24 protein-coding genes and 2 other annotated features are annotated in these 24,110 nt (G+C 37.9%); of the genes, 1 reads left to right on the forward strand and 23 read right to left on the reverse strand.

From position 1 onward, the window contains the following. Window positions 1–20 precede the first annotated feature (20 nt). The 23 genes from rpoB to D612_RS0107685 form a co-directional block, all read right to left on the reverse strand. Window positions 21–3,584: a DNA-directed RNA polymerase subunit beta gene (rpoB, locus tag D612_RS0107570; protein ID WP_017754871.1), complete on the reverse strand. Its 3,564-nt coding sequence runs from the start codon at window positions 3,582–3,584 to the stop codon at window positions 21–23. Between the two features lie 245 nt (window positions 3,585–3,829). Next, window positions 3,830–4,432, reverse strand: a complete 603-nt coding sequence (locus D612_RS0107580; protein ID WP_017754873.1) for a class I SAM-dependent methyltransferase — start codon at window positions 4,430–4,432, stop codon at window positions 3,830–3,832. A gap of 108 nt (window positions 4,433–4,540) precedes the next feature. Next, window positions 4,541–4,906 (reverse strand): 50S ribosomal protein L7/L12, encoded by a 366-nt coding sequence (gene rplL, locus D612_RS0107585; protein ID WP_017754874.1) that lies wholly within the window; start codon window positions 4,904–4,906, stop codon window positions 4,541–4,543. A 52-nt stretch (window positions 4,907–4,958) separates the two neighbouring features. Beyond that, window positions 4,959–5,459, reverse strand: a complete 501-nt coding sequence (gene rplJ / locus D612_RS0107590; RefSeq protein ID WP_017754875.1) for a 50S ribosomal protein L10 — start codon at window positions 5,457–5,459, stop codon at window positions 4,959–4,961. 42 nt (window positions 5,460–5,501) lie between these two features. Further along, window positions 5,502–5,659, reverse strand: a sequence feature (ribosomal protein L10 leader region). A 43-nt stretch (window positions 5,660–5,702) separates the two neighbouring features. Further along, window positions 5,703–6,404, reverse strand: a complete 702-nt coding sequence (rplA, locus tag D612_RS0107595; RefSeq protein ID WP_017754876.1) for a 50S ribosomal protein L1 — start codon at window positions 6,402–6,404, stop codon at window positions 5,703–5,705. Window positions 6,405–6,522: 118 nt separating this feature from the next. Further along, window positions 6,523–6,948, reverse strand: coding sequence for a 50S ribosomal protein L11 (gene rplK, locus D612_RS0107600; RefSeq protein WP_154649461.1), 426 nt, complete (start codon window positions 6,946–6,948; stop codon window positions 6,523–6,525). Between the two features lie 186 nt (window positions 6,949–7,134). Further along, entirely contained in the window at window positions 7,135–7,668 is a 534-nt protein-coding gene (gene nusG, locus D612_RS0107605; RefSeq protein ID WP_017754878.1) for a transcription termination/antitermination protein NusG, read from the reverse strand. 200 nt (window positions 7,669–7,868) lie between these two features. Further along, window positions 7,869–8,051 carry a preprotein translocase subunit SecE gene (secE, locus tag D612_RS0107610; protein WP_017754879.1) on the reverse strand — a complete coding sequence of 61 codons (183 nt, stop codon included), beginning with the start codon at window positions 8,049–8,051 and terminating at the stop codon, window positions 7,869–7,871. A gap of 114 nt (window positions 8,052–8,165) precedes the next feature. After that, complete coding sequence (gene sigH, locus D612_RS0107615) at window positions 8,166–8,819, reverse strand: RNA polymerase sporulation sigma factor SigH (protein ID WP_017754880.1); 654 nt, start codon at window positions 8,817–8,819, stop codon at window positions 8,166–8,168. Between the two features lie 74 nt (window positions 8,820–8,893). Continuing rightward, a complete protein-coding gene (locus D612_RS0107620) occupies window positions 8,894–9,403 on the reverse strand; it encodes an NYN domain-containing protein (RefSeq protein ID WP_017754881.1) in 510 nt (169 codons plus the stop codon). 6 nt (window positions 9,404–9,409) lie between these two features. After that, window positions 9,410–10,150 carry a 23S rRNA (guanosine(2251)-2'-O)-methyltransferase RlmB gene (gene rlmB, locus D612_RS0107625; RefSeq protein WP_017754882.1) on the reverse strand — a complete coding sequence of 247 codons (741 nt, stop codon included), beginning with the start codon at window positions 10,148–10,150 and terminating at the stop codon, window positions 9,410–9,412. Further along, a complete protein-coding gene (locus D612_RS0107630) occupies window positions 10,143–10,505 on the reverse strand; it encodes a Mini-ribonuclease 3 (RefSeq protein ID WP_154649463.1) in 363 nt (120 codons plus the stop codon). Before D612_RS0107630 ends, rlmB begins: the two co-directional genes overlap by 8 nt. 64 nt (window positions 10,506–10,569) lie before the next feature. After that, a complete protein-coding gene (cysS, locus tag D612_RS0107635; protein WP_017754884.1) occupies window positions 10,570–11,970 on the reverse strand; it encodes a cysteine--tRNA ligase in 1,401 nt (466 codons plus the stop codon). Window positions 11,971–11,972: 2 nt separating this feature from the next. Next, complete coding sequence (gene cysE / locus D612_RS0107640) at window positions 11,973–12,614, reverse strand: serine O-acetyltransferase (protein ID WP_017754885.1); 642 nt, start codon at window positions 12,612–12,614, stop codon at window positions 11,973–11,975. Between the two features lie 51 nt (window positions 12,615–12,665). Continuing rightward, window positions 12,666–12,912: a binding site (T-box leader), on the reverse strand. A 72-nt stretch (window positions 12,913–12,984) separates the two neighbouring features. Further along, window positions 12,985–14,439: a glutamate--tRNA ligase gene (gene gltX, locus D612_RS0107645; protein WP_017754886.1), complete on the reverse strand. Its 1,455-nt coding sequence runs from the start codon at window positions 14,437–14,439 to the stop codon at window positions 12,985–12,987. Between the two features lie 69 nt (window positions 14,440–14,508). Next, the gene (gene ispF, locus D612_RS0107650; RefSeq protein WP_017754887.1) at window positions 14,509–14,985 is read right to left on the reverse strand and encodes a 2-C-methyl-D-erythritol 2,4-cyclodiphosphate synthase; all 477 of its coding nucleotides are present in this window, start codon (window positions 14,983–14,985) and stop codon (window positions 14,509–14,511) included. Further along, entirely contained in the window at window positions 14,978–15,682 is a 705-nt protein-coding gene (ispD, locus tag D612_RS0107655; RefSeq protein ID WP_017754888.1) for a 2-C-methyl-D-erythritol 4-phosphate cytidylyltransferase, read from the reverse strand. The genes ispF and ispD overlap by 8 nt, the downstream gene beginning before the upstream one ends. Window positions 15,683–15,730: 48 nt before the next feature. After that, complete coding sequence (locus D612_RS0107660; protein WP_017754889.1) at window positions 15,731–16,843, reverse strand: PIN/TRAM domain-containing protein; 1,113 nt, start codon at window positions 16,841–16,843, stop codon at window positions 15,731–15,733. Window positions 16,844–16,989: 146 nt separating this feature from the next. Then, window positions 16,990–18,372, reverse strand: coding sequence for a DNA repair protein RadA (radA, locus tag D612_RS0107665; RefSeq protein ID WP_017754890.1), 1,383 nt, complete (start codon window positions 18,370–18,372; stop codon window positions 16,990–16,992). Window positions 18,373–18,486: 114 nt separating this feature from the next. Next, a complete protein-coding gene (clpC, locus tag D612_RS0107670) occupies window positions 18,487–20,913 on the reverse strand; it encodes an ATP-dependent protease ATP-binding subunit ClpC (RefSeq protein WP_017754891.1) in 2,427 nt (808 codons plus the stop codon). A 5-nt stretch (window positions 20,914–20,918) separates the two neighbouring features. After that, window positions 20,919–21,995, reverse strand: coding sequence for a protein arginine kinase (locus D612_RS0107675; protein ID WP_017754892.1), 1,077 nt, complete (start codon window positions 21,993–21,995; stop codon window positions 20,919–20,921). 3 nt (window positions 21,996–21,998) lie between these two features. Beyond that, on the reverse strand, window positions 21,999–22,550 hold the full coding sequence (locus D612_RS0107680; protein WP_017754893.1) for a UvrB/UvrC motif-containing protein: 552 nt from the start codon (window positions 22,548–22,550) through the stop codon (window positions 21,999–22,001). Between the two features lie 20 nt (window positions 22,551–22,570). Beyond that, complete coding sequence (locus D612_RS0107685; protein ID WP_017754894.1) at window positions 22,571–23,032, reverse strand: CtsR family transcriptional regulator; 462 nt, start codon at window positions 23,030–23,032, stop codon at window positions 22,571–22,573. 327 nt (window positions 23,033–23,359) lie between these two features. Here D612_RS0107685 and D612_RS0107690 point away from each other — a divergent pair, with 327 nt between their 5' ends. Then, window positions 23,360–24,061 carry an MgtC/SapB family protein gene (locus D612_RS0107690; RefSeq protein ID WP_017754895.1) on the forward strand — a complete coding sequence of 234 codons (702 nt, stop codon included), beginning with the start codon at window positions 23,360–23,362 and terminating at the stop codon, window positions 24,059–24,061. Window positions 24,062–24,110: the final 49 nt, after the last annotated feature.

Below are 24,110 nucleotides of genomic sequence, written 5' to 3' on the forward strand. Positions count from 1 at the left end.
AGGTTGAACGTTTAAAATCTTTATTCGACAGTTGTTACATCTCTTTCTTCTACTGGTTGAACTTCATTACTTTCTATTAACGAAGTTTCACGTTGTTCATCTTCATCATCATCAAAGTCTCTTAATTCAATCTCTTCTTCATCGCTGGATAGCATTTTAACATCCATACCTAAGCTTTGAAGCTCTTTAATTAATACTTTGAATGATTCAGGTACACCAGGCTCAGGAACATTTTCCCCTTTAACAATCGCTTCGTAAGTTTTAACACGACCAACAACATCGTCAGACTTAACTGTTAAAATTTCTTGTAAAGTATATGCAGCACCATAAGCCTCTAACGCCCAAACCTCCATCTCGCCGAAACGCTGACCACCAAATTGAGCTTTCCCGCCAAGCGGTTGTTGCGTTACTAGAGAGTACGGGCCTGTTGAACGGGCATGTAGTTTATCATCAACCATATGAGCAAGCTTAATCATATACATAATTCCTACTGATACTCGATTATCAAAAGGTTCTCCAGTGCGACCGTCGTAAAGGATTGTTTTGGCATCTCGTGCCATACCTGCTTCCTCTAGTGTTGCCCATACATCTTCGTCAGTAGCACCATCAAATACTGGTGAAGCTACGTGTATCCCGAGTTTTCGCGCTGCCATACCAAGGTGCATTTCAAGCACCTGACCAATATTCATCCTTGATGGAACACCAAGTGGATTTAACATGATATCTACCGGAGTACCATCTGGCAAAAACGGCATATCCTCTTCAGGTAATATTTTTGAAATTACCCCTTTATTTCCGTGACGTCCTGCCATTTTATCCCCTTCATGAATTTTACGCTTCTGAACGATAAAAACACGAACTAGTTGGTTTACACCAGGTGGCAATTCATCACCATCTTCACGATTGAAGACTCTAACGTCTAGAATGATTCCGCCGCCGCCATGTGGTACCCTTAGTGAAGTATCACGAACTTCCCGAGCTTTTTCACCAAAAATAGCGTGTAGTAACCTTTCTTCAGCTGTTAATTCTGTTACCCCTTTTGGTGTTACCTTACCAACTAATAAATCTCCATCTTTAACCTCAGCACCGATGCGAATAATTCCTCTTTCATCTAGGTTGCGCAGGGCATCTTCACCAACGTTTGGAATATCTCTAGTGATTTCTTCTGGTCCTAACTTTGTATCACGTGCTTCAGACTCATATTCTTCAATATGAATAGAAGTATAGACGTCATCTTTAACAAGGCGCTCACTCATAATGATTGCATCCTCGTAGTTATAGCCTTCCCATGTCATAAATGCAACTAATACATTACGACCAAGGGCTAATTCCCCTTTGTCCATAGAAGGACCATCTGCAAGAATTTCACCCTTCTTTACCTCATTACCTACAACAACGATAGGACGTTGATTATAACAAGTACCTTGGTTTGAGCGTTTAAACTTTAACAATTCATATTTATCAAGATTGCCTTTTACCTGTTGGCCATCTACCTCTGAATAACGTCGAACGTGAATATATCCTGCTTCAACATGTTCAACAATACCATCATGCTTACAAATAACAGCTGCCCCAGAGTCTTTACCATCGACATACTCCATTCCCGTTCCTACAATCGGAGCTTCAGGATTTAACAATGGTACCGCTTGCCGCTGCATGTTCGCACCCATTAGCGCACGGTTAGAGTCATCATTCTCAAGGAATGGAATACACGCAGTCGCTGCTGATACTACTTGTTTCGGAGACACATCCATGTAATCAACACGATCTTTTTTTACAATCGTGTTTTCGCCACGAAAACGAGCAACTACCTCATCGTCAGCAAAAGAGCCGTCCTCAGTAAGTCTCGCATTTGCTTGCGCCACAACATAATTGTCTTCTTCATCAGCTGTTAAATAATCAATTTGCATTGTAACCTTACCGGTATCTGGGTCGATTCGACGATAAGGGGTTTCAATGAACCCAAACCGATTTACTTTTGCGTATGATGATAACGAATTGATCAAACCGATATTTGGTCCTTCAGGTGTCTCAATTGGACACATGCGTCCATAGTGTGAATAGTGAACATCACGAACTTCAAAGCCTGCCCGCTCACGAGTCAAGCCACCAGGACCAAGTGCAGACAAACGACGTTTATGCGTTAACTCAGCAAGAGGATTCGTTTGATCCATAAATTGTGAAAGCTGCGAACTTCCGAAAAATTCTTTTATCGCCGCAATTACAGGGCGAATATTAATTAAAGCTTGAGGAGTAATATTATTCGCATCTTGGATTGACATCCGCTCGCGTACAACACGCTCCATCCGTGACAAACCAATTCTAAATTGATTTTGTAGAAGCTCTCCAACAGAACGCAATCGGCGATTTCCTAAATGGTCAATGTCATCCGTATCTCCAACCTGATGCAACAGATTAAAGAAATAACTAATAGACGCAATAATATCTGCAGGTGTTATGTTTTTCACACTTACATCTATGTTCGAGTTTCCGATAACTTTAATAATCTTCTCTCCGTCTTGATCATTTGGAGCAAAAATATTAATAGATTGAACAGTTATATCTTCATCGATTACGCCACCATTTGGTCTTACCACTTTAAAACCAATATTGTTTTCTAAATAAGGTAGAATTCTATCAAGTGTACGGCGATCTAACATCGCTCCCTTTTCTACTAAAACTTCACCAGTTTCAGGATCAGCTAAAGTTTCTGCTATGCGTTGGTTAAAGAGACGATTCTTGATATGTAGTTTCTTGTTAATCTTGTAACGACCAACATTTGCCAAATCATAGCGTTTTGGATCAAAGAAACGGGACACTAATAGGCTTTTAGCGTTTTCTACTGTAGGTGGTTCACCTGGGCGTAAACGTTCATATATTTCTATTAAAGCCTTTTCTGTTGTCTCTGTATTATCTTTGTCTAGCGTATTTCTTAAAAACTCATTTTCACCTAGTAATTCTATAATTTCTTGATCTGAGCCGAAGCCAAGGGCGCGCAAAAGAACAGTTACTGGTAGTTTTCGCGTACGATCAATACGAACATAAACTACATCCTTAGCATCTGTTTCATACTCGAGCCAAGCCCCTCTGTTCGGGATAACTGTTGCGGTAAAGCCCTTTTTACCATTTTTATCAATCTTTCCACTATAATAGACACTTGGTGAACGAACAAGCTGTGAAACAATAACACGTTCAGCACCATTGATGACAAACGTCCCTGTTTCAGTCATTAGCGGAAAGTCTCCCATAAACACATCTTGTTCTTTAACTTCACCTGTCTCCTTATTGATTAAGCGCACCTTTACTCGCAACGGTGCCGAGTATGTCACATCTCGTTGTTTTGATTCACCTACAGAGTATTTAGGTTCACCTAAGCTGTAATCAATAAATTCAAGCGATAGATTTCCAGTGAAATCTTCAATTGGAGAAATGTCTTGGAACATTTCTCGTAGTCCCTCATCAAGAAACCATTGGTAAGATGAGAGCTGAATTTCAATAAGATTTGGTAATTCTAGCACTTCACTAATTCGCGCGTAGCTCCTACGCTGGCGGTGGCGTCCATACTGAATTAGTTGACCTATCAACTGATTCACCCCTCAAAATAAAACATTTTATTTAGAAAAGCACAAACCTTGATTAAAAGGTTTTGCGCGTATTACCAACATTTTTTTCAAACAAAAAAAGCTTCCCTACAAAAGCACTCACATAAATTACGATTTTAATATCTTTTCCAATATGTACACTTTTATACAATAACAAAAAAAGTTCCCTTTTCTGGAAGTGTACATTCATCGGCATTTTACAATCTTATCATAACCAAAATTAACCGTCAACATTTTTTTGATTTTATGATATAATATCCCTTTTTTTTCGCAACAACTTCAACCACGTTAAAAATTGATTGCAGCTTTTCTATAGCCGAGGGTGCTCCCTGCTTCTTTTGAATAACAATCCATAACTCACCACCCGAAGTTAAGTACTCATAGGAGCGTTCGAAAATCTCATACACATTTTTCTTCCCTGTACGAATCGGTGGATTCGTTAGGATTGCCGCAAAAGATCTTTCTTTTATATCATTAAATAGATCGCTTTTATAAATCTTGACATTTAGAACGCTATTTTGAATACGGTTCTTCTCAGCTAAGTCCAGAGCTCTTTCATTAATATCAACCATCGTAATGTAGCGATCCGGATATTCCTTACCAAGCGTTAGACCGATAGGCCCATACCCACAGCCAACATCCAACAACCCACCGCTAACTTCAGGAATTACAAAAGCTTCAATTAGCAATCTCGACCCAAAATCTATTTCTTTTTTCGAGAAAACTCCTAAATCTGAGGTAAACAAAAGAGAATGGCCTTTGAGGATTGTCTCAAAGGTGAAAGGCTTGCTTTGGACGGAAGGATTACTTGAATAGTAATGTTCTGTCATAACGAAAAATTCAACCCCTTCATGTAAGCTTTATTGGGTTAAACAAACTGAGGAATATATAGCAAAAAAGCCCGCTTCGATTAAGCGAGCTTTTTCTACAATACATAATTACTTAACTTCAACGCCAGCTCCAACTTCTTCAAGTTTAGCTTTAATATCTTCAGCTTCTTCTTTAGATACGCCTTCTTTAAGAGGCTTTGGAGTATTGTCAACTAATTCTTTAGCTTCTTTCAAGCCAAGACCAGTGATTTCACGAACTACCTTGATAACTTTAATTTTTTGGTCGCCAGCGCTAGCTAATACAACATCAAATTCAGTTTTCTCTTCAGCAGCACCGCCGCCAGCAACAGCTCCACCCATAACAACTGGAGCAGCAGCTGTTACGCCAAACTCTTCCTCGATAGCTTTTACTAAGTCATTTAATTCTAAAACAGTCATATTTTTAACCGCTTCAATGATTTGTTCTTTAGTCATTTGAATTTTCCTCCTTAATTTTCAGTTCAATGTTTTATTCTAACAACAGATCTTAAGCACCTTGTTCTTCTTTTTGATCCGCAACAGCTTTTGTTGCAAGAGCAAGATTACGAATAGGAGCTTGTAATACGCTAAGCAACATAGAAAGTAAGCCTTCGCGTGAAGGAAGGTCAGCTAACGCTTTAACTTCCGCAACAGATGCAATATTCCCTTCGATTATACCCGCTTTAATTTCTAAAGCTTCGTGCTTTTTCGCGAATTCATTAAGAATTTTCGCAGGAGCAACTACATCTTCAACACCAAAAGCAACAGCAGTTGGACCAACTAAAAGCTCATTAAGTGCTGAATAGTTCGTTTCATCAGCAGCCCGACGCATCATTGTGTTTTTGTAAACCTTGAAATCGACACCAGCTTCACGTAATTGCTTACGTAATTCAGTCACTTCAGCAACACTAAGCCCTCGATAGTCAACAAACACTGTAGATTTGCTATCGCGAAGCTTGCCAGCGATTTCTTGAACAAGTTGTTTCTTTTGTTCAATGACAGCGCTCATCTTAACACCTCCTGTATTTTTCTATACCGTACCGTGTTTATAATTTGGATACAAAAACCCCCATGCATAGACATGGGGGTCCTATATATCCGTTCCTTGCAAAACGCAACAGATTTATAACACACACCTCGGTAGGATATTAAGCAATTTGTCCAACGACTGTATGCACCTACTGTCTACGGTATAATTGTTTATTTTTTTACAACGCTTTTTATTATATATACCTAAGCATTATTTGTCAACTTATTTGCCAGCTAATACTGGAGAAACGTCAACCTTAATACCAGGGCCCATTGTAGAAGCAATTGAAACATTCTTCATATATGTTCCTTTTGCGGCAGCAGGCTTAGCTTTTTGAATTGTTTCAACAATTGTTTCAAGGTTGCCTACTAACTTTTCAGTATCAAATGATACTTTTCCAATTGGAACATGAATATTTCCAGCTTTATCAACACGATATTCAACTTTACCAGCTTTAATATCGTTAATAGCCTTTGCTACATCAAATGTAACTGTACCTGTTTTAGGATTTGGCATTAAACCTTTTGGTCCTAATACACGACCAAGCTTACCTACTTCACCCATCATATCAGGTGTAGCTACTACGACATCAAATTCGAACCAGCCTTGTTGAATTTTGTTAATATATTCAGCATCGCCTACATAGTCTGCACCTGCAGCTTCCGCCTCTTTAATTTTTTCACCTTTAGCAAAAACTAATACGCGTTGAGTTTTACCAGTACCATGTGGTAATACAACAGCACCGCGAATTTGTTGATCAGCTTTCTTAGGATCTACACCTAAACGAAAAGCAATTTCTACACTCTCATCAAACTTTGCAGTAGCCGTTTTCTTTACTAATTCAACAGCTTCTTGAACTGGATACGCTTTAGAGCGATCAACAAGCTTTGCTAATTCTTGATATCTTTTACCTTTTTTAGCCATACATAAATCCTCCTCATCTGTGGTTTTAACGGTTTTACCTCCCACGAATAAAGGTTGCGAAAAGGAGATATTCCTTACCACTCGCAACCCGCGCCAATCACATTAGCAACTCACGGGATTAATCTTCAATCGTAATACCCATGCTTCGTGCTGTACCCTCAACCATACGCATCGCAGATTCTACGTTAGCAGCGTTAAGGTCAGGCATTTTTTGTTCGGCGATTTCACGTACTTTATCACGTTTAACCGTTGCAACTTTTTTCTTGTTTGGCTCACCAGAACCAGACTGAATACCAGCCGCTACTTTTAGAAGAACAGCAGCAGGTGGAGTTTTCGTAATAAACGTAAATGAACGATCCTCGAATACTGTAATTTCAACAGGGATAATTAATCCTGCTTGTTCTGCTGTACGAGCATTGAACTCCTTACAGAATCCCATGATGTTTACACCCGCTTGACCTAGTGCAGGACCAACTGGTGGCGCTGGATTTGCTTTACCAGCAGGAATTTGTAATTTTACAATTTTAATTACTTTTTTAGCCACGAGACACACCTCCTTAAAGTCCGTGATGTGGTTATAAGGCTTGTAGGCCCTCCCACTCATACTCCTATATATATCAATAGCCTCGTTTCGAGACTCATAGGAAACACGAGAATTTTATCATTAATCATTGTTAAATGCAAGGGAAAAATTATTCCCTTTAGCCTACTGTATAACTTCTATAATGATCTATAAGCGTGCGATTTGAGAGAAATCAAGCTCCACCGGAGTTTCTCTTCCAAACATATTTACATGAACCTTTACTTTGTGCTTGTCCATTTCAATTTCCTCTACTGTACCTGTAAAGTTAGTGAAAGGCCCTTCGATAACACGGACTGTCTCTTTAAGTTCAAAATCGACCTCAGTTGGTACTCGATCCATTCCCATTCTCTTTAAGATAACCTCAACCTCATCCGGTTGTAGTGGAATTGGTTTAGATCCTGAACCTGTGGAGCCTACAAATCCTGTTACACCAGGTGTATTTCGAACAACATACCATGAATCATCAGTCATAATAATTTCTACAAGTACGTATCCAGGAAATACTTTCTTCTTCACAACTTTCTTTTTACCATTTTTAATCTCGTTTTCTTCCTCTTCAGGAACAACAATTCGAAAGATTTTATCCTGCATACCCATAGACTCAACACGTTTTTCTAAATTTGCTTTTACTTTGTTTTCATACCCTGAATATGTATGAACAACATACCAATTTTTCTCCATTAGCTAGGACTAAGTAGTCCATTCCCTCCCTGTTCGATTAATTAGGTGGCGAAACACAGATATTCCTTTGATCTTTCACGATTGAAAGACTAGTTGCTTGTTATTACGAAAATTTTTCAAACAAACACGAAAAACCCGCAAGCGGGTTATATTTCCTGTATTTCCTTGATTATACAGTATTATACCATAATTACAAAACGTCATCCAATAATTAACCGAATTAGTTTAGAAATTCCTAAATCAATCACACTGAAAAATACTGCAAAAAACGTAACAGTAACAATTACTGTAATTGTATAACGTGTTAGTTCCTTTTTTTTCGGCCAGCTCACTTTCTTCATTTCGCGAGCAACATCTTGCAGGAACCTAATCATAGATTTCATGTAGCTACCTCCAACTCCATAAGTCAGTCATTGTAAAACTTTATCATAGTAGCAATTTATATGTCAATGACACTTGCAAATATTAATAAATTCATCACATTAAGGAAATTATCATTATGATAAGGTAATTTCCCTTAGTTCTAAATATCGTTCCAGCTTTCGCTTAACGCGTTGAAGGGCATTATCAATAGATTTAACATGACGATTTAAATCCTCCGAGATCTCTTGATAAGAACGTCCGTCTAAATATAAGCTCAAAACCTTTTGCTCTAGATCACTTAATATTTCTGCCATTTTCACTTCAATATCATCGAATTCTTCTTGATTAATTATTAACTCTTCCGGATCAAGTGCCTTTGTTCCCGTAATCACATCCAGTAAGGTCCGATCAGATTCCTCATCATAAATAGGCTTGTCCAATGAAACATAGGAATTCAACGGGATGTGCTTTTGTCTTGTTGCTGTTTTTATTGCTGTTATAATCTGCCTTGTTATACATAACTCAGCAAACGCCTTAAAGGATGATAGCTTGTCCTCTTTATAATCACGTATCGCTTTATAAAGGCCAATCATTCCTTCTTGAACGATATCCTCACGATCAGCGCCGATCAAAAAATAAGACCTTGCTTTTGCACGGACAAAATTTTTGTACTTATTGATTAAGTACTCTAATGCTTCACTTGACCCTGCGTGGACTAGTTCTACTATTTCTTCATCCTCTAGACGTTCTAGTTCATTGGTGGTATTTTCCTCGAGGTGTAAGCTCACTCTTTGATCCCTCCGTCCACATCGCGCTAAATATAGAAATATTATACAGTAGAAAAATTAAGGGCGTCAACTACTCAAGACTGCCCACGACGCCATTTTTCGAAAATTTCAAAAATTTCTCTCTTTATTTCAATCCGATTCGGCGCTTTTGCTTCGTTTGTTTTTTTAACCGAGCGATTTATTTTTTTTTCAATAGAATTCATTTCGTCTAGTAGCTCACGTGCAGATTTCCGCAGTGCACCTTGACCAAAAATGACCCATTGCTCTGTAAAATCTGAAGTGGCTACATGAACTTGCGTTTTTAAATTATTTAATTGACTAGCCATCTTTTCTATCCGTTCATCGGCAGTCTCATTTTCTTTAGTAAAAATCACCTCAACATTAAGGTTCGTAATTTTTTTTTCAATTCCCGGCACAAGATGTGCATCAAAAACAATAATCACCCTGTATCCAGTAAACGCTTTATACTCCGCCATTTTTTCAATTAGCCTATCTCGAGCACTAGCAAAATCTTGTTTCTTTAATTCCCGAAGTTCAGGCCAAGCGCCAATAATGTTATAGCCATCGACTAACAAAACATCCATACCCGACTACTCTCCAACAGGATTCCGTTTTCGATAAACCTCATACATTAATAAACCTGCTGCTACAGAGGCATTTAATGATGTAACGTTCCCTATCATTGGCAATTTCACTAAAAAATCGCACTTTTCTCGAATAAGTCTCCCCATACCTTTTCCTTCACTTCCAATTACGATAGCAAGCGGCATTGTTCCATCCATTTGTCTAAAATCCTGTTTACCCTTTGCATCTGTTCCAATAATCCATAAACCTCTATCTTTTAATTCCTCTATCGTTCTGGCTAAGTTGGTTACTCGCACTACCGGAACATGTTCAATTGCTCCTGTCGATGATTTGGCAACTGCAGCCGTAAGGCCAACTGCCCGCCTTTTAGGAATAATTACGCCATGAACACCGGATGCATCTGCAGTTCGAAGAATTGACCCTAAATTATGAGGATCCTCGATTTCATCTAAAAGCAGAAAGAACGGATCCTCATTTTTTGAAGCTGATGCTTGAAATAAGTCATCAATTTCAGCATATTTATAAGCAGCTACGGATGCGGCTACACCTTGATGATTACCTGAAACCATCTGGTCTATTTTTTGTTTGGGGACATTTTGTACTATCACACCAGCATCCTTTGCAAGCTGGATTACTTGCTGCATTTGCCCCTTATTTGAACCTTCCGCAATCCAAATTTTATTGATGTCACGTCCAGCTCTTAATGCTTCAAGTACGGGATTTTTCCCGATTATCCACTCACTCATTACGTTCATACCCTCCTTTTATCGTCTCGTATCCAAATTCCATTATCTCCTGCAAGCGCTCGTTATTACCCGACAAATAGTGGTAACCTATCAAAGCTTCAAATGCCGTGCTATAACGATACGTCTGCACGTCTGTATTTTTGGGAATCGTGCCTGACTTAGCATTTCTCCCTCTTCTAACAACTGCCAATTCCTCTTCTGTCAGAACCATTTTTTCAAGCATTCGGTGTATCATTACAGATTGCGCTTTCGCTGACACATACTTTGTTGATTCGCGATGGAGTTGATTCGGTCTTACATTTCCGTTTGCTAATAAGTTAAAACGAATATAGCTTTCAAAAACCGCATCACCCATATAGGCTAATGCAAGTGAATTCAACTGCTTGACATCAATACTATGATTTAAATTATCCACTAATCTACACCCTTTTCCAACGCGTTCCTTGAGGTGTATCCTCTAGGATAATATTCATTTCTTTTAGCTGATCCCTTATTTGATCAGATACCGCAAAATCACGATTTTTTCTTGCGTTATTCCTCTTTTCTATCAATTGTTCAATTTCACTATCTAATAGTTCTGCCGCTTTTTTAAGCTTAATTCCTAAAACATCCGTTATACCGTTGAATTGATTTAAAAATGCCTGAATGACAACTGTTGACGTATTTTCTTCACGTAAATAAATATTCGCTTGTTTGGCTAGCTCAAATAATATCGAAATTGCATTAGCTGTATTCATGTCATCATCCATTGCCTGAATAAAGTCAGAGGATAATTGCTCGATTTTACTTAGCCACTCCTCATTATTGTCTGTTAAGTTTGAACTTGCTTTGAGACGATGATCAAGATTTTCATAAGCAGTCCGTATGCGTTCTAAACCGCTTTTTGCACTTTCTAAAAGCTCCTGACTGAAGTTAATCGGATTGCGATAATGAACAGAAAGCATAAAGAACCTTAGTACTTGCGGGTCGACCTCTTTTAAAATGTCGTGGACAAGCACAAAGTTTCCTAATGATTTGGACATTTTCTCATTATCAATCTGAATATAACCATTATGAAGCCAATAATTCGCAAATGGTTTGTTCGTTAATGCCTCCGTCTGCGCAATCTCATTTTCGTGATGCGGGAATGTTAAATCTTGACCGCCAGCATGTATATCAATGGTTTCACCTAGATATTTTTTCGCCATTGCCGAGCACTCAATGTGCCAGCCTGGCCTTCCTTTGCCCCATGGACTATCCCAATGGATTTCCCCTTCTTTCGCAGCTTTCCAAAGGGCGAAATCAAGCGGATCCTCCTTCTTATCTCCAATTTCAATTCTTGCTCCAAGCCGTAGCTCATCAATCGGTTGATGAGAAAGTTTCCCATAATCCTCAAACTTTTTCGTTCTAAAATAAACATCCCCAGCTGATTCATAAGCATACCCATTCTCAATTAGCGAGCCAATAAACTCAATAATGATGTCCATATTCTCCATGACCCGTGGATGTTCGTCAGCTTTCATAACACCTAGGGCACCAACATCTTCAAAAAACGCTTTAATAAATCGATTAGCAATTGTTGGAACATCTTCCCCCAATTCATTAGCAGCTTTTATTAGCTTGTCATCAACATCTGTAAAGTTCGAAACAAACCTCACATCGTAGCCACGGTATTGTAAATAACGGCGAACAGTGTCAAACACAATTGCTGGTCTTGCGTTTCCGATATGAATGTAGTTATACACTGTAGGACCACAAACATACATTTTAACTTTGCCTTCTTCGATCGGAATAAATTCTTCCTTTGTTCTAGTCAGTGTATTATAAAACTTTATTGTCACCCTTATTCACTCCTTATTTTCATTTTCTCAATGTCTTCTTTCAGTTCGTTTATTTGCTTTTCCATCTCAATAAATTTATCAGCAATCGGGTCTGGTAAATCATTGTGGTTTAAATCATGCACTCTAATTCCATCCTTTACCTTTACTCTTCCCGGAATACCGACAACAGTAGAATTTGGAGGAACATCATGAAGTACAACTGAACCCGCACCGATTTTGGAATTTTCCTCAATAGTAATTGACCCCAAAACCTTGGCACCGGTTGCGACAAGAACATTATCTTTAAGGGTTGGATGCCTTTTACCTTTTTCCTTACCCGTACCGCCAAGTGTTACTCCTTGATAAATCGTCACATCATTTCCAATTTCGCACGTTTCACCAATAACAATCCCCATCCCATGGTCGATAAAAAAACGCCTGCCAATTTTTGCACCAGGATGAATTTCAATACCTGTGAAAAATCGGCTTAGCTGTGAAATCACTCTTGCTAAAAAAAAGAATTTCCTTTTATACAAGGCATGTGCAAGACGATGCGACCATATTGCATGCAATCCTGAATATGTTAATATCACCTCTAAATAGCTTCGCGCTGCCGGGTCTTGTTCAAAAACAACCTCAATATCCTCACGCATTCTTTTAAACATACAGCTTCTACCCTTTCCGTTAATAAATAAAAAACGTCTCTATGCTTTATGCACAGAGACGCTTTAGGCGCGGTTCCACTCTGTTTGGGTAATAGAACGAGAAAATAACTTCTTCAACCCTCAACCCCAACTTAACTCCGATAACGGTAGAGTCCCGCTTTTAATTACTAGATAATCTCGTTCACTAAAAGACTCAGAGGTGCATGTTCAAAACCGCCTACTTAAATCACTTTCAGCCCATGGTGATTCTCTCTTTCAAGTAAAACTAGTCTTTACTTCTCCTCATCGACGCTTTTAATAATTTATAATTACTATATTATCATTTTATTATGATGTGAATCGATTAGCTATAGTTAACAAAATAAAAATCTTACAAAAGTGAGTCAAGCCGTGACAGGATTCGATCCTTCCCTAACAAACTAATTGCTTGGGGTAGGTCTGGTCCGTGCACTTGACCTGTTGTAGCGACACGGATTGGCATAAAAAGGTTTTTCCCCTTTTGACCAGTATTCTTTTGCACAGACTTCATTGCAGCTTTAATTTCTTCAGCTGAAAACGTTTGTAACTGCTCTAGTTCTTCTTTAAAACTCTTTAAAACCTCAGATACTTGTTCACCACGTAACACTTCTTTTGCCTCTTCATCAAATTCGATACTTTCTTTGAAGAACATCTCTGTAAGCTCAACGATTTCTGCTCCATAGCTCATTTTTTCCTGATGAAGCGCAATTAGTTGTTTTGCCCATTCTCGCTCTTCACCCGTTAAATCGCTTGGAAGGCGCCCCGCTTTTATAAGATGGGGCAACGAAATATTCACGAGTCTATCCAGATCAATTGCTTTCATATATTGATTGTTCATCCATGCAAGCTTGTTTTGATCAAAAACGGCCGGCGCTTTTGATAAGCGGCTAGGATCAAATAATTTTATAAAATCTTCTTTTTCAAAGATTTCTTGTTCTCCGCCAGGTGACCATCCTAATAGTGCAATAAAATTAAACAGTGCTTCTGGCAAATAACCTAATTGCTCATATTGCTCAATAAATTGAATGATTGTTTCATCACGTTTACTTAATTTTTTACGATTCTCATTACAAATCAATGTCATATGCCCAAAAACAGGTGGTTCCCAACCAAAAGCTTCATAAATCATTAATTGTTTAGGCGTGTTGGAAATATGATCATCCCCCCGCAAAACATGACTTATTTCCATTAAATGATCATCAATAGCAACAGCATAGTTATAAGTTGGGATGCCGTCTTTTTTTACAATAACAAAGTCGCCAATTCCATTTGATTCGAATGATACTTCATCTTTGACGATATCATTAAATGTATATACTTTATCTGCTGGAACTTTAAAACGAATGCTTGCTAGACGTCCTTCCTCATCAAGTGCTTTCTGGTCTTCAAGTGATAGCCCGCAGCACCTCCTAGAATAAACTGGAGTTTCACCTCTATTCATTTGCTCTTCCCGTTCCTGCTCAAGCTCTTCCTCAGTACAGTAGCATTTATAGGCAAGGCCTCTCTCTAACAACTCCTCGGTATGTTTATTATAAATATCTAAACGCTCCGTTTGCCGATAGGGTCCGTACTCGCCAACCTTATCAATACTTTCATCCCAATCAATTCCGAGCCAGTTTAAATACTTTAGCTGACTTTGTTCTCCGCCCTCAACGTTTCTTTTCACATCTGTATCTTCAATTCGAATGATAAACTTTCCGTTTTGGTTTCTCGCAAATAAATAATTAAATAATGCTGTTCGAGCATTTCCGATATGTAAATGTCCAGTGGGACTTGGTGCATAACGAACTCTAATTTCCTTTGACATAAATCGAACACCTTCCGTTAGTGTATTCAAAATTTCCTCTTAATATTACCACTAAAACTACGATAATGGTCAAGCTTTTACAAGAAGGATTACAGCTTGTGCAGCGATTCCTTCCTCACGACCTGTAAATCCTAGCTTTTCCGTTGTGGTTGCCTTTACATTTATTAGTGATATATCTGCTTCTAAAAGATTTGCAATTCTTTCTCTCATTTTTTCTATATATGGAGCCATCTTTGGTTTTTGGGCAATAATTGTACAATCTAAATTACCGAGTTTATAACCTTCTTTTTTAATTAACTGCCATACATGCTCCATTAGCTTTGCAGAATCAGCATCTTTATACTTTGGATCGGTGTCAGGAAAGTGTTTGCCGATATCCCCCAATGCTAATGCTCCTAGAGCTGCGTCACTAATTGTATGAAGAAGTACATCTGCATCAGAGTGACCTAATAATCCTTTATCATAGGGTATCGTAATCCCACCAATAATGAGTGGCCTTCCCTCAACTAGTTGATGAACATCAAAACCTTGTCCTATTCTAAACATTCTCATGCCCCTTTTTATTTTTTGCTAAAATCACTTCACCATAAAGTAAATCCTCAGGTGTTGTAAGTTTTATATTTTCATAATCACCAACAACAATTTGAACCTTTTCACCTAATAACTCAACTAGGCTGGCATCATCAGTTCCGAGTATATGGTTATTATTCGCTTCCTCATGTGCCTTCAAAATTAAAGAAAGACGAAAAGCTTGTGGGGTTTGTACCGACCACAAGCTTGAGCGCTCCATTGTTTTTTCAACAACATTTTCATTCACTAGTTTGATCGTATCTTTAACCGGAACAGCAACAATAGCACTGTTATAAATTGTAGCCTTTTTCACTAATTCCCGAATAATTGTATGGTTTATAAATGGACGAGCACCATCATGAACAAGAACAATTCCATCTTCTATATTTAGTGCCTTTAAGCCATTGTACACACTATGCTGGCGCTCACTACCACCTATTACAACATCTAGGACCTTCTTAATATTATAAGTTTGAATAAGTTCGTTAAATTGTTCAATTTCATTTTGGTTGACAACTAGTACAATGCCCTTACAGTAGCTATCAGTATCAAATACTTTAAGCGTATGCACAATCACTGGCATACCTTGTAATTTTATAAACTGTTTGTTTTGACCAGCATTCATCCGCTTACCTTGTCCTGCTGCAGGGATTACGACATAATAGTCCTTCATGCTTTTCACCTTATATAAGATATGTTCATGTAAAAAATGAACACGTATTTACAATGCTTTTTCTAATAATTTGGGCTTCGCAAAAATCATTCGACCCGCTGAGGTTTGTAATACACTAGTTACGAGAACGTCAATACGTTTGCCGATATAATCTCGGCCTTCTTCTACAACGATCATCGTTCCGTCATCAAGATATGCGATCCCCTGATTATGCTCTTTTCCGTCCTTTATTACTTGAACACTTAACTCTTCACCAGGCAATACAACTGGTTTCACGGCATTTGCTAAATCGTTAATATTTAATACAGAAACATTTTGAAGCTCACAAACTTTATTTAAATTAAAATCATTTGTAACAACGACTCCTGAGGTTAGTTTCGCTAGTTTAACGAGCTTACTATCAACCTCTTGGATCTCCTCAAAATCACCTTCGTAAATTTCAACATTGATTGCCAGTTCTTTTCTAATTTTATTTAGAATATCTAAACCTCTTCGACCTCTGTTTCGTTTTAAAACATCAGAAGAATCGGCGATATGCTGTAACTCCTCTAATACAAACTGAGGTATGACAATCGTGCCTTCTAAAAAGCCTGTTTGACAAATATCCGCGATTCTACCGTCAATGATTACGCTCGTATCTAGTATTTTAAGCTTCTTTGGTATATATTCCTCTGCTATTGGTTCAATCTCACTAGTCTGCTTCTTTTTATCCTTTGAACCTAAACGTGCAGGTATCGAAAATAGATTGATTAGTTCTTCGCGTTTTTTAAACCCAACCTGAAAACCAAGATACCCAAGGAACAACGTTACGAAAATTGGAATGATTGTACTTAAGACTTGAAAATTAATACTTTTTAAAGGAATCATCACTAAAAAAGCAACAATTAAACCGACGATCAATCCTAAACTACCAAATAATATCTCAGTAATCGGCGCTTTTACCAGCGCTTCTTCGATTTTCCGTATTAAACCAACAATATAATCAACTAACCAAAATGTTGTAAAAAATAATATAAGTGCTCCATAAATTGCGCAAGCGTAAGAAGATGCAAACCAACCTATGTCACCGATATTCATGATTTCAAGTAATAATGGAAAATATAAATATCCTAGCGTTCCTCCTACGATCACAAAAAATAATTGAACTATTCGTTTAACCATTCCTTCACCTCCTTGTATCATTATTAACTAAATTTGTATTTTAAAAACATCGTTATTTGCTAAAATACGGATTACAACTTCTATTTTATCGTGAAATGGTAGTAAATATCAATTTTGACCCAATTCTGTGATAAAATTATCAAATTTTACAGTTTTAATGTATAATCTAAAGCCTCCCGTACTGTTGAAACACTTATTACTTCAATATCATTTGGAATAGTCCAACCACCAAGATTTTTCTCTGGAATAATGACTCTTTTAAATCCTAACTTGGCGGCTTCCTGAACGCGTTGTTCTACCCTTGAGACTCTTCTGATCTCCCCTGTTAATCCAACTTCACCAAATACAACATCTGTTGGGCTCGATGGTTGATCTCGAAAGCTAGAAGCAATACTAATTGCAACACCTAAATCGATTGCTGGTTCATCTAGCTTAATACCCCCGGCAACCTTTAAATAAGCATCATAACTCCCTAATAGCATACCAACCCTTTTTTCTAAAACAGCCATAATTAAAGAAACGCGATTATGGTCGATTCCCGTAGCCATTCGCCTTGGATTCCCAAAATTTGTAGGTGATATTAGCGCTTGTATTTCAACTAATACCGGTCTCGTTCCTTCCATCGAGGCTACAACTATTGAACCGGCAGCTCCTTCAGATCGCTCCTCTAAAAATATTTCCGACGGATTTAATACTTCTTGTAATCCATCCTCTTTCATTTCAAAAATTCCCATCTCATTCGTCGAACCAAATCTGTTTTTTACTGCTCGCAAGATTCGATACGTATGATGTCTTTCTCCTTCAAAGTACAACACGGTATCAACCATATGCTCTAAAATCCTCGGCCCCGCAATTGAGCCTTCCTTCGTTACATGGCCAACTAAAAAAATGGCTATCCCTTTTGTTTTTGCAATTCTCATAAAATGGGACGTGCATTCCCTAACTTGAGACACACTACCGGGTGCTGATTGGATTTCAGGATGATAAACAGTTTGAATAGAGTCAATTACAACAAAAGAAGGCGCTGTTTCATCAATCGCCTTTTCAATATAGGCTAAATCTGTTTCTGGCAATACAAACAGATTGTCAGTTATTATACGTAATCTGTCTGCTCGAAGTTTCGTTTGTTGCGCAGATTCTTCACCAGAAATATACAAAACCTTATGGTCAAGGGTTGCCAGCTGGGATGAAATCTGTAGAAGCAGGGTTGATTTCCCAATCCCTGGATCACCACCGATTAATACTAAAGAGCCAGGAACAATTCCACCACCTAAAACACGGTTCATTTCCTGATATTTCGTATAAATTCTTGGTTCACTAATTGATTGAATTGAGGTAATCATCTGCGGTTTATTAGAACCGACATTTGTTGAGGATGATGTGATAAAAGATTGCCTTCTTGAGGGTTTTGATACTTCAATTTCTTCTACCATCGTATTCCATCCATGACAACCCGGACATTTCCCCATCCACTTAGGTGTTTCATAGCCACAGACCTGACAACAAAATTTCGTTTTTTTCTTACTCATTACAGTATATTCCCCTCATTATAAGTTTCCGTTAAGTATTACCCTTAATCATACCATAATCCGTACGATAAGAATAGAAAAGGAAGGCGCTGAGTCCGCCCTCCTTGTTTTTCCTTACCTTGTTTTTACAGTATATTCATTGTCCTCAACATCAAGAATTACTCTTTGACCTTTTGCAATGGTACCTTTTAGTAACTCTTCTGATAAACGGTCCTCAGCGTGTTTTTGTAACGCTCTTCGTAAAGGTCTAGCACCATATTCAGGATCAAAGCCTTCATCCGCAATTTTTTGCTTCGCAGTCTCTGACAATTCAAATTCAATTCCTTGTTCCCTTAACCGTTTTGTTAATTCATTAGCCATTAAAGATACTATTTCACCAATATGTTGCTTTTCAAGTGAATGGAATACGATTATTTCATCAATCCGATTAAGGAATTCTGGGCGAAACGCCTTTTTCAATGAATCCATTACCTTCGATTTCATATCTTTATATTCCTGACCTTCTTGGACATTGAAACCGACATATTTATTGCGTTTTAATTCACTCGCACCTACGTTTGATGTCATTATCACAATCGTATTTCGGAAATCAACCGTACGACCCTTCGAATCTGTTAAACGACCATCCTCTAATACTTGAAGAAGAATATTAAACACTTCTGGATGTGCCTTTTCAATTTCATCTAGGAGGATGACGGAATACGGTTTGCGACGAACCTTTTCTGTCAATTGTCCTCCTTCATCATACCCAACATAACCCGGTGGTGAACCCACTAAACGAGAGGTTGCGTGTTTTTCCATATATTCAGACATATCTATTCTAATCAGGGCATCCTCATCACCAAACATAGCTTCCGCAAGCGCACGAGCTAATTCCGTTTTCCCAACTCCTGTTGGTCCTAAGAAAATAAACGATCCGATTGGGCGTTTTGGATCCTTCAAACCTGCACGCGCACGACGTATTGCTTTTGCTACAGCTATTACTGCCTCTTCCTGTCCAATTACCCTGTTATGAAGAACACTTTCCATATTAAGGAGACGGTCTGTTTCAGCTTGTGCTAATTTCGAAACCGGAATTCCAGTCCAAGCTGATACAACGAGCGCTATATCCTCCGTTGTAACTTCAGAGTCCTCCTGTCCTTGTTTTTCCTTCCATTCTTTTTTTGTCTTCTCTAAATCTTCACGAAGACGCTGCTCAGTATCTCGTAAAGAAGCGGCCTTTTCAAATTCTTGACTCTGTACAGCTGCATCTTTTTCTTTTTTTATTTCTTCGAGCTTTTGTTCAAGCTCTTTTAAATTAGGCGGCGCTGTATATGAACGAAGACGAACCTTTGCTGCAGCTTCATCAATTAAGTCGATAGCCTTATCAGGAAGGAACCGATCTGATATATAGCGATCTGATAATTTTACCGCTTCTTCAATCGCTTCATCTGTAATTGTCACACGATGGTGCGCCTCATAACGATCTCGCAATCCTCTTAAAATTAAGATTGCCTCTTCCTTAGTTGGCTCGCCAACTTGAATGGGTTGGAAACGACGTTCAAGAGCTGCGTCCTTCTCAATATATTTACGGTATTCATCAAGGGTTGTTGCTCCAATACATTGGAGCTCACCACGTGCCAATGATGGTTTCAAAATATTGGATGCATCTATTGCTCCCTCGGCACCTCCAGCACCAATCAACGTGTGCAATTCATCTATAAATAAAATGATGTTTCCTGCTTGACGAATTTCATCCATGACCTTTTTTAAACGATCCTCGAATTCACCTCGATACTTTGTACCGGCAACTACAGTACCCATATCTAAAGTCATTACTCTCTTGTTACGAAGAATTTCTGGAACTTCATTTTGCACGATTTGTTGTGCAAGTCCTTCCGCGATTGCTGTTTTTCCTACCCCAGGTTCACCAATTAACACTGGGTTGTTTTTTGTACGGCGACTTAACACCTCAATAACCCGTTGAATTTCTTTCCCTCTACCGATGACAGGATCTAAAGATCCTTCACGTGCAATTTGTGTTAGATCACGAGCAAGACTATCTAGTGTAGGTGTATTTGCGTTGGCCGCAACGCCACCTTGATGATGGCCAGATGATGAAGCTTCATTACTGCCTAGGAGCTGTAATACCTGTTGGCGAGCTTTATTTAGACTAACACCTAAATTATTTAATACTCGTGCGGCTACCCCTTCACCTTCACGGATAAGCCCTAAGAGAATATGTTCCGTGCCAACATAGGAATGCCCTAATTTTCTAGCTTCATCCATTGATAATTCTATAACCTTTTTTGCTCTTGGTGTATAATGAATGGTTTGCGATACTTCTTTTCCTCTGCCAATGAGCGCTTCAACCTCTTCTTGTATCTTTTCCGGGCCAAGATTTAATGCTAGTAATGCTTTTGCAGCAATTCCTTCTCCTTCACGGATTAATCCTAACAGTACATGCTCAGTGCCAATATTACTATGACCTAACCGGACTGCTTCTTCTTGTGCAAGGGCAAGAACCTTTTGGGCCCGTTCGGTAAATCTTCCAAACATCATATTTATCACTCTCCCGCATTATTTTTTTCTAGCTTCAAACGTTCTCTAATAAGCATCGCTCTTCTGATATCTCTTTCATCAGGAGTTAATCTTTTCCCTGCGAATTGCTGTAAAAAGCCTGGTTGAGTCAGTATCATTAATTCATTTAAAATTGATCTTGGAATATTTGTTATATAGCCTAAATCTATCCCTAACCTTAAATCGGATAAACATTGCGCTGCTTCCTTTGATTGAATGATTCGGCTATTTGCCAGAACACCGTAAGAACGCCATACCTTATCCTCAAGCTGAATATTTGATGACTTTAACAGCATTTCTCTTGCTGCTCTTTCCTGTGTAATAACTTGAGCAACAACACTCCCCAAATCTAATACAATATCCTGTTCTGACTTTCCAAGAGTGATTTGATTTGAGATTTGAAATATATTCCCTTGCGCTTCGCTGCCCTCACCATAAATACCTCGAACAACTAGGCCTAGCTGATTAATCGCAGGAATAATTCGATTTATTTGGTTTGTTAATACTAATGCCGGTAAATGCATCATGACAGATGCTCGTAATCCTGTCCCTACATTGGTTGGGCAGCTTGTTAAATACCCTCTTTTTTCATCGTAGGCGTAATCAACGTTCTCCTCAATCCAATCATCAAGCTTATTTGCTAATTGCAAAGCCTTTGACAACTGCAATCCTGGGACTAAACATTGAATTCTAACATGATCCTCTTCATTAATCATTATACTAATTTCTTCATTTTCAGATAAAATAACCGCTCCGTGTTCGGAAGCCTCTAAATTAGGACTAATTAAATGCTTTTCAACTAATACTCGCCTTTCAATAGACTCCATTTCATCCATTTTAATAATTTCTAAATTCCCTATATCTTGATCATTATGCTTTGAAACGGTTTCGTTTAAGGTATTAATCACATTTTGGAAATCCTCACTTGATGCTAATGTAGGGAAAACAATATCTTTAAGATTTCTAGCCAAACGTATTCTACTACTTAAGACTATATCGCTATCAGGACCTTCTTCATTCATCCATGGACTTATCGCTTGATTAATAAAACGTTGTAGAGACATAGATTATTGTTCCCCCTCTCTATGCTCACTTAAAGTTTGTTCTAACGATCTAATTTCATCTCTAATTTTTGCAGCATTTTCAAATTCTTCATTTACTATACATTTTTGCAATTGCTCTTTTAATTCTGAAATTTCTTTCGTAATATGAAGGTTTCCACCTATTCGTTTTGGGATTTTTCCAGTATGTGCTGTATTCCCACTATGAACTCTTCTTAGAATAGGGTCAATTTTATTACTAAAAGTTTCATAACAATTTGAGCATCCGAATCGACCAACCTTTGAAAAATATTGGTAGGTCATACCACAATTTTGGCATTGCAACGCTTGAATATTCTCAAGGGAATTATTATTACTATTCGAATTACCTGTAAAAGGATAATCTAAGTTTAATAATCCTGAAAGTAAGCTATTTATAGAAAAACCACCTGCACCTGAAATCATTTCACCTTTTTCCCGTGCACATTGCTCACAAAGATGGGTTTCCGTTTTTTTGCCATTAATAATCTTTGTGAAATGTAGTGATGCTGGGTTTTGGTGACACTCTTGACATTCCATCGTAACACCTCTCCCTTGTATTACTTATATTTTAAAGTGAACAACATCGCTTTAAGAATTCTTGAACGTAACTCGTCTCGTTCTGGTAAACCTACAAAAAGAACGGTTCTGTCCATCGCACTCTGGATTAACTTCCCTTCACGATGATTAATTACATCCTCTTCAAGTAATCTGGAAACAATACTATCTGCAGTAGATTGAGCAATTTGGTTAGGAATAAGGTCAAGTAATTGATCAATTAACTGCGCATGATTATCAGTTTGGACTTTACTTATACGTATATATCCGCCCCCACCTCTTTTGCTTTCAACAATGTATCCCTTCTCAATCGTGAACCTTGTATTTATTACATAATTAATTTGTGAAGGGACACATTGGAACTTATCTGCAATTTCATTTCTTTTGATTTCTACCACATTCTCGTCACTTACATGAAGTACTTTCTTAAGGTATTGCTCAATAATGTCTGAAATATTACGCATGTATCCCTCCCCTTTCACCTGACTTTGACTTTCTTTGACCTTGATTATATTATATCGTTGTGGCAGCTTTTTTTTCAACTAATTAGCTTTAACATATTTTATATCATTACCAAATATAAAATTTACAAACAGTTATTATTTCGTTGTTTTCATTTTATACAAATATATATATTTATTTAATCATATACCTTTTAATAACTTGAATTTTCTATACCAAAAAAGGATAATTTTATTTAACAAATTTATTGATATTCATAACAAATAGGATGTATTCCTATTTTCATTTATTCATTCTTATCATTCTGAAAAAAGATTAGAGGGTGCAGTATGAAGGAATTGTTGTTACTATTTATTAATAATGAAGTTTTAATAAAACTAACATTCGCTGCAATTTCAGGCATAGGAATTGGTTTAGAGCGAGAACTAAAGGGGAAACCATTAGGACTAAAAACGTGTTTAATTATTTCTGTTATGGCTTGCTTGTTGACCATTGTATCGTATGAATCTGCATTTATGTATGCAAAGGAGTATTCACGTCCAATGGACCCAGGTCGGATACCCTCATATATTATTAGTGGAATCGGCTTCTTAGGCGCTGGTGTCATTATGCGCAGAGGCAACGAAGTAATATCCGGCCTTACCACTGCATCCTTAGTCCTCGCAGCCGCCGGTATTGGTATAACAATTGGTGCCGGTTTTTATATTGAAGCACTTTCAGGAGTTGTATTTTTAATTATCGGTGTTAAAGTAATTCCTATCTTATTTGAAAAAATCGGTCCAAAGAAACTAAGAGAAAAGGAAATAAAGGCTAAAATTTTGATTGAAAAGTCTACCCACTTAACAGACCTATTAAAAGAGGTTAAAAGAAAAAAACTTGGTGTTAAACAAGTAAAAGTAAAAGAAGAATCCGATGATATTATAATAAGCTGCATAGTTATAACGTATAAAGGCACATATACGACCGACATATATTATAATTTAAAATCATTAACAGGAGTTATTCAAGTTGAAGTAGAAAGTGTAGATTAACCATTTTTTCCCGGGGTCAGGCTCCTAGGTGGCACCCTCTATGGACACT

Origin of the sequence: Calidifontibacillus oryziterrae (genome assembly GCF_000331575.1) — a bacterium.
Classification (GTDB): Bacteria; Bacillota; Bacilli; order Bacillales; family Bacillaceae_J; genus Calidifontibacillus_A; species Calidifontibacillus_A oryziterrae.

Bases quoted from the DNA above. Each gene is read 5' to 3' on its own strand.
- D612_RS0107580 (WP_017754873.1), bottom strand. From the start codon at position 4,432: ATGACAGAACATTACTATTCAAGTAATCCTTCCGTCCAAAGCAAGCCT.
- rplL (WP_017754874.1), bottom strand. From the start codon at position 4,906: ATGACTAAAGAACAAATCATTGAAGCGGTTAAAAATATGACTGTTTTA.
- rplJ (WP_017754875.1), bottom strand. From the start codon at position 5,459: ATGAGCGCTGTCATTGAACAAAAGAAACAACTTGTTCAAGAAATCGCT.
- rplA (WP_017754876.1), bottom strand. From the start codon at position 6,404: ATGGCTAAAAAAGGTAAAAGATATCAAGAATTAGCAAAGCTTGTTGAT.
- nusG (WP_017754878.1), bottom strand. From the start codon at position 7,668: ATGGAGAAAAATTGGTATGTTGTTCATACATATTCAGGGTATGAAAAC.
- secE (WP_017754879.1), bottom strand. From the start codon at position 8,051: ATGAAATCTATGATTAGGTTCCTGCAAGATGTTGCTCGCGAAATGAAG.
- D612_RS0107620 (WP_017754881.1), bottom strand. From the start codon at position 9,403: ATGGATGTTTTGTTAGTCGATGGCTATAACATTATTGGCGCTTGGCCT.
- rlmB (WP_017754882.1), bottom strand. From the start codon at position 10,150: ATGAGTGAGTGGATAATCGGGAAAAATCCCGTACTTGAAGCATTAAGA.
- D612_RS0107630 (WP_154649463.1), bottom strand. From the start codon at position 10,505: ATGGGTGATGCGGTTTTTGAAAGCTATATTCGTTTTAACTTATTAGCA.
- cysE (WP_017754885.1), bottom strand. From the start codon at position 12,614: ATGTTTAAAAGAATGCGTGAGGATATTGAGGTTGTTTTTGAACAAGAC.
- gltX (WP_017754886.1), bottom strand. From the start codon at position 14,439: ATGTCAAAGGAAATTAGAGTTCGTTATGCACCAAGTCCCACTGGACAT.
- ispF (WP_017754887.1), bottom strand. From the start codon at position 14,985: ATGTTTAGAATAGGACAAGGTTTTGATGTTCATCAACTAGTTGAGGGA.
- ispD (WP_017754888.1), bottom strand. From the start codon at position 15,682: ATGAAGGACTATTATGTCGTAATCCCTGCAGCAGGACAAGGTAAGCGG.
- D612_RS0107660 (WP_017754889.1), bottom strand. From the start codon at position 16,843: ATGGTTAAACGAATAGTTCAATTATTTTTTGTGATCGTAGGAGGAACG.
- radA (WP_017754890.1), bottom strand. From the start codon at position 18,372: ATGAGTAAGAAAAAAACGAAATTTTGTTGTCAGGTCTGTGGCTATGAA.
- clpC (WP_017754891.1), bottom strand. From the start codon at position 20,913: ATGATGTTTGGAAGATTTACCGAACGGGCCCAAAAGGTTCTTGCCCTT.
- D612_RS0107675 (WP_017754892.1), bottom strand. From the start codon at position 21,995: ATGTCTCTACAACGTTTTATTAATCAAGCGATAAGTCCATGGATGAAT.
- D612_RS0107680 (WP_017754893.1), bottom strand. From the start codon at position 22,550: ATGGAATGTCAAGAGTGTCACCAAAACCCAGCATCACTACATTTCACA.
- D612_RS0107685 (WP_017754894.1), bottom strand. From the start codon at position 23,032: ATGCGTAATATTTCAGACATTATTGAGCAATACCTTAAGAAAGTACTT.
- D612_RS0107690 (WP_017754895.1), top strand. From the start codon at position 23,360: ATGAAGGAATTGTTGTTACTATTTATTAATAATGAAGTTTTAATAAAA.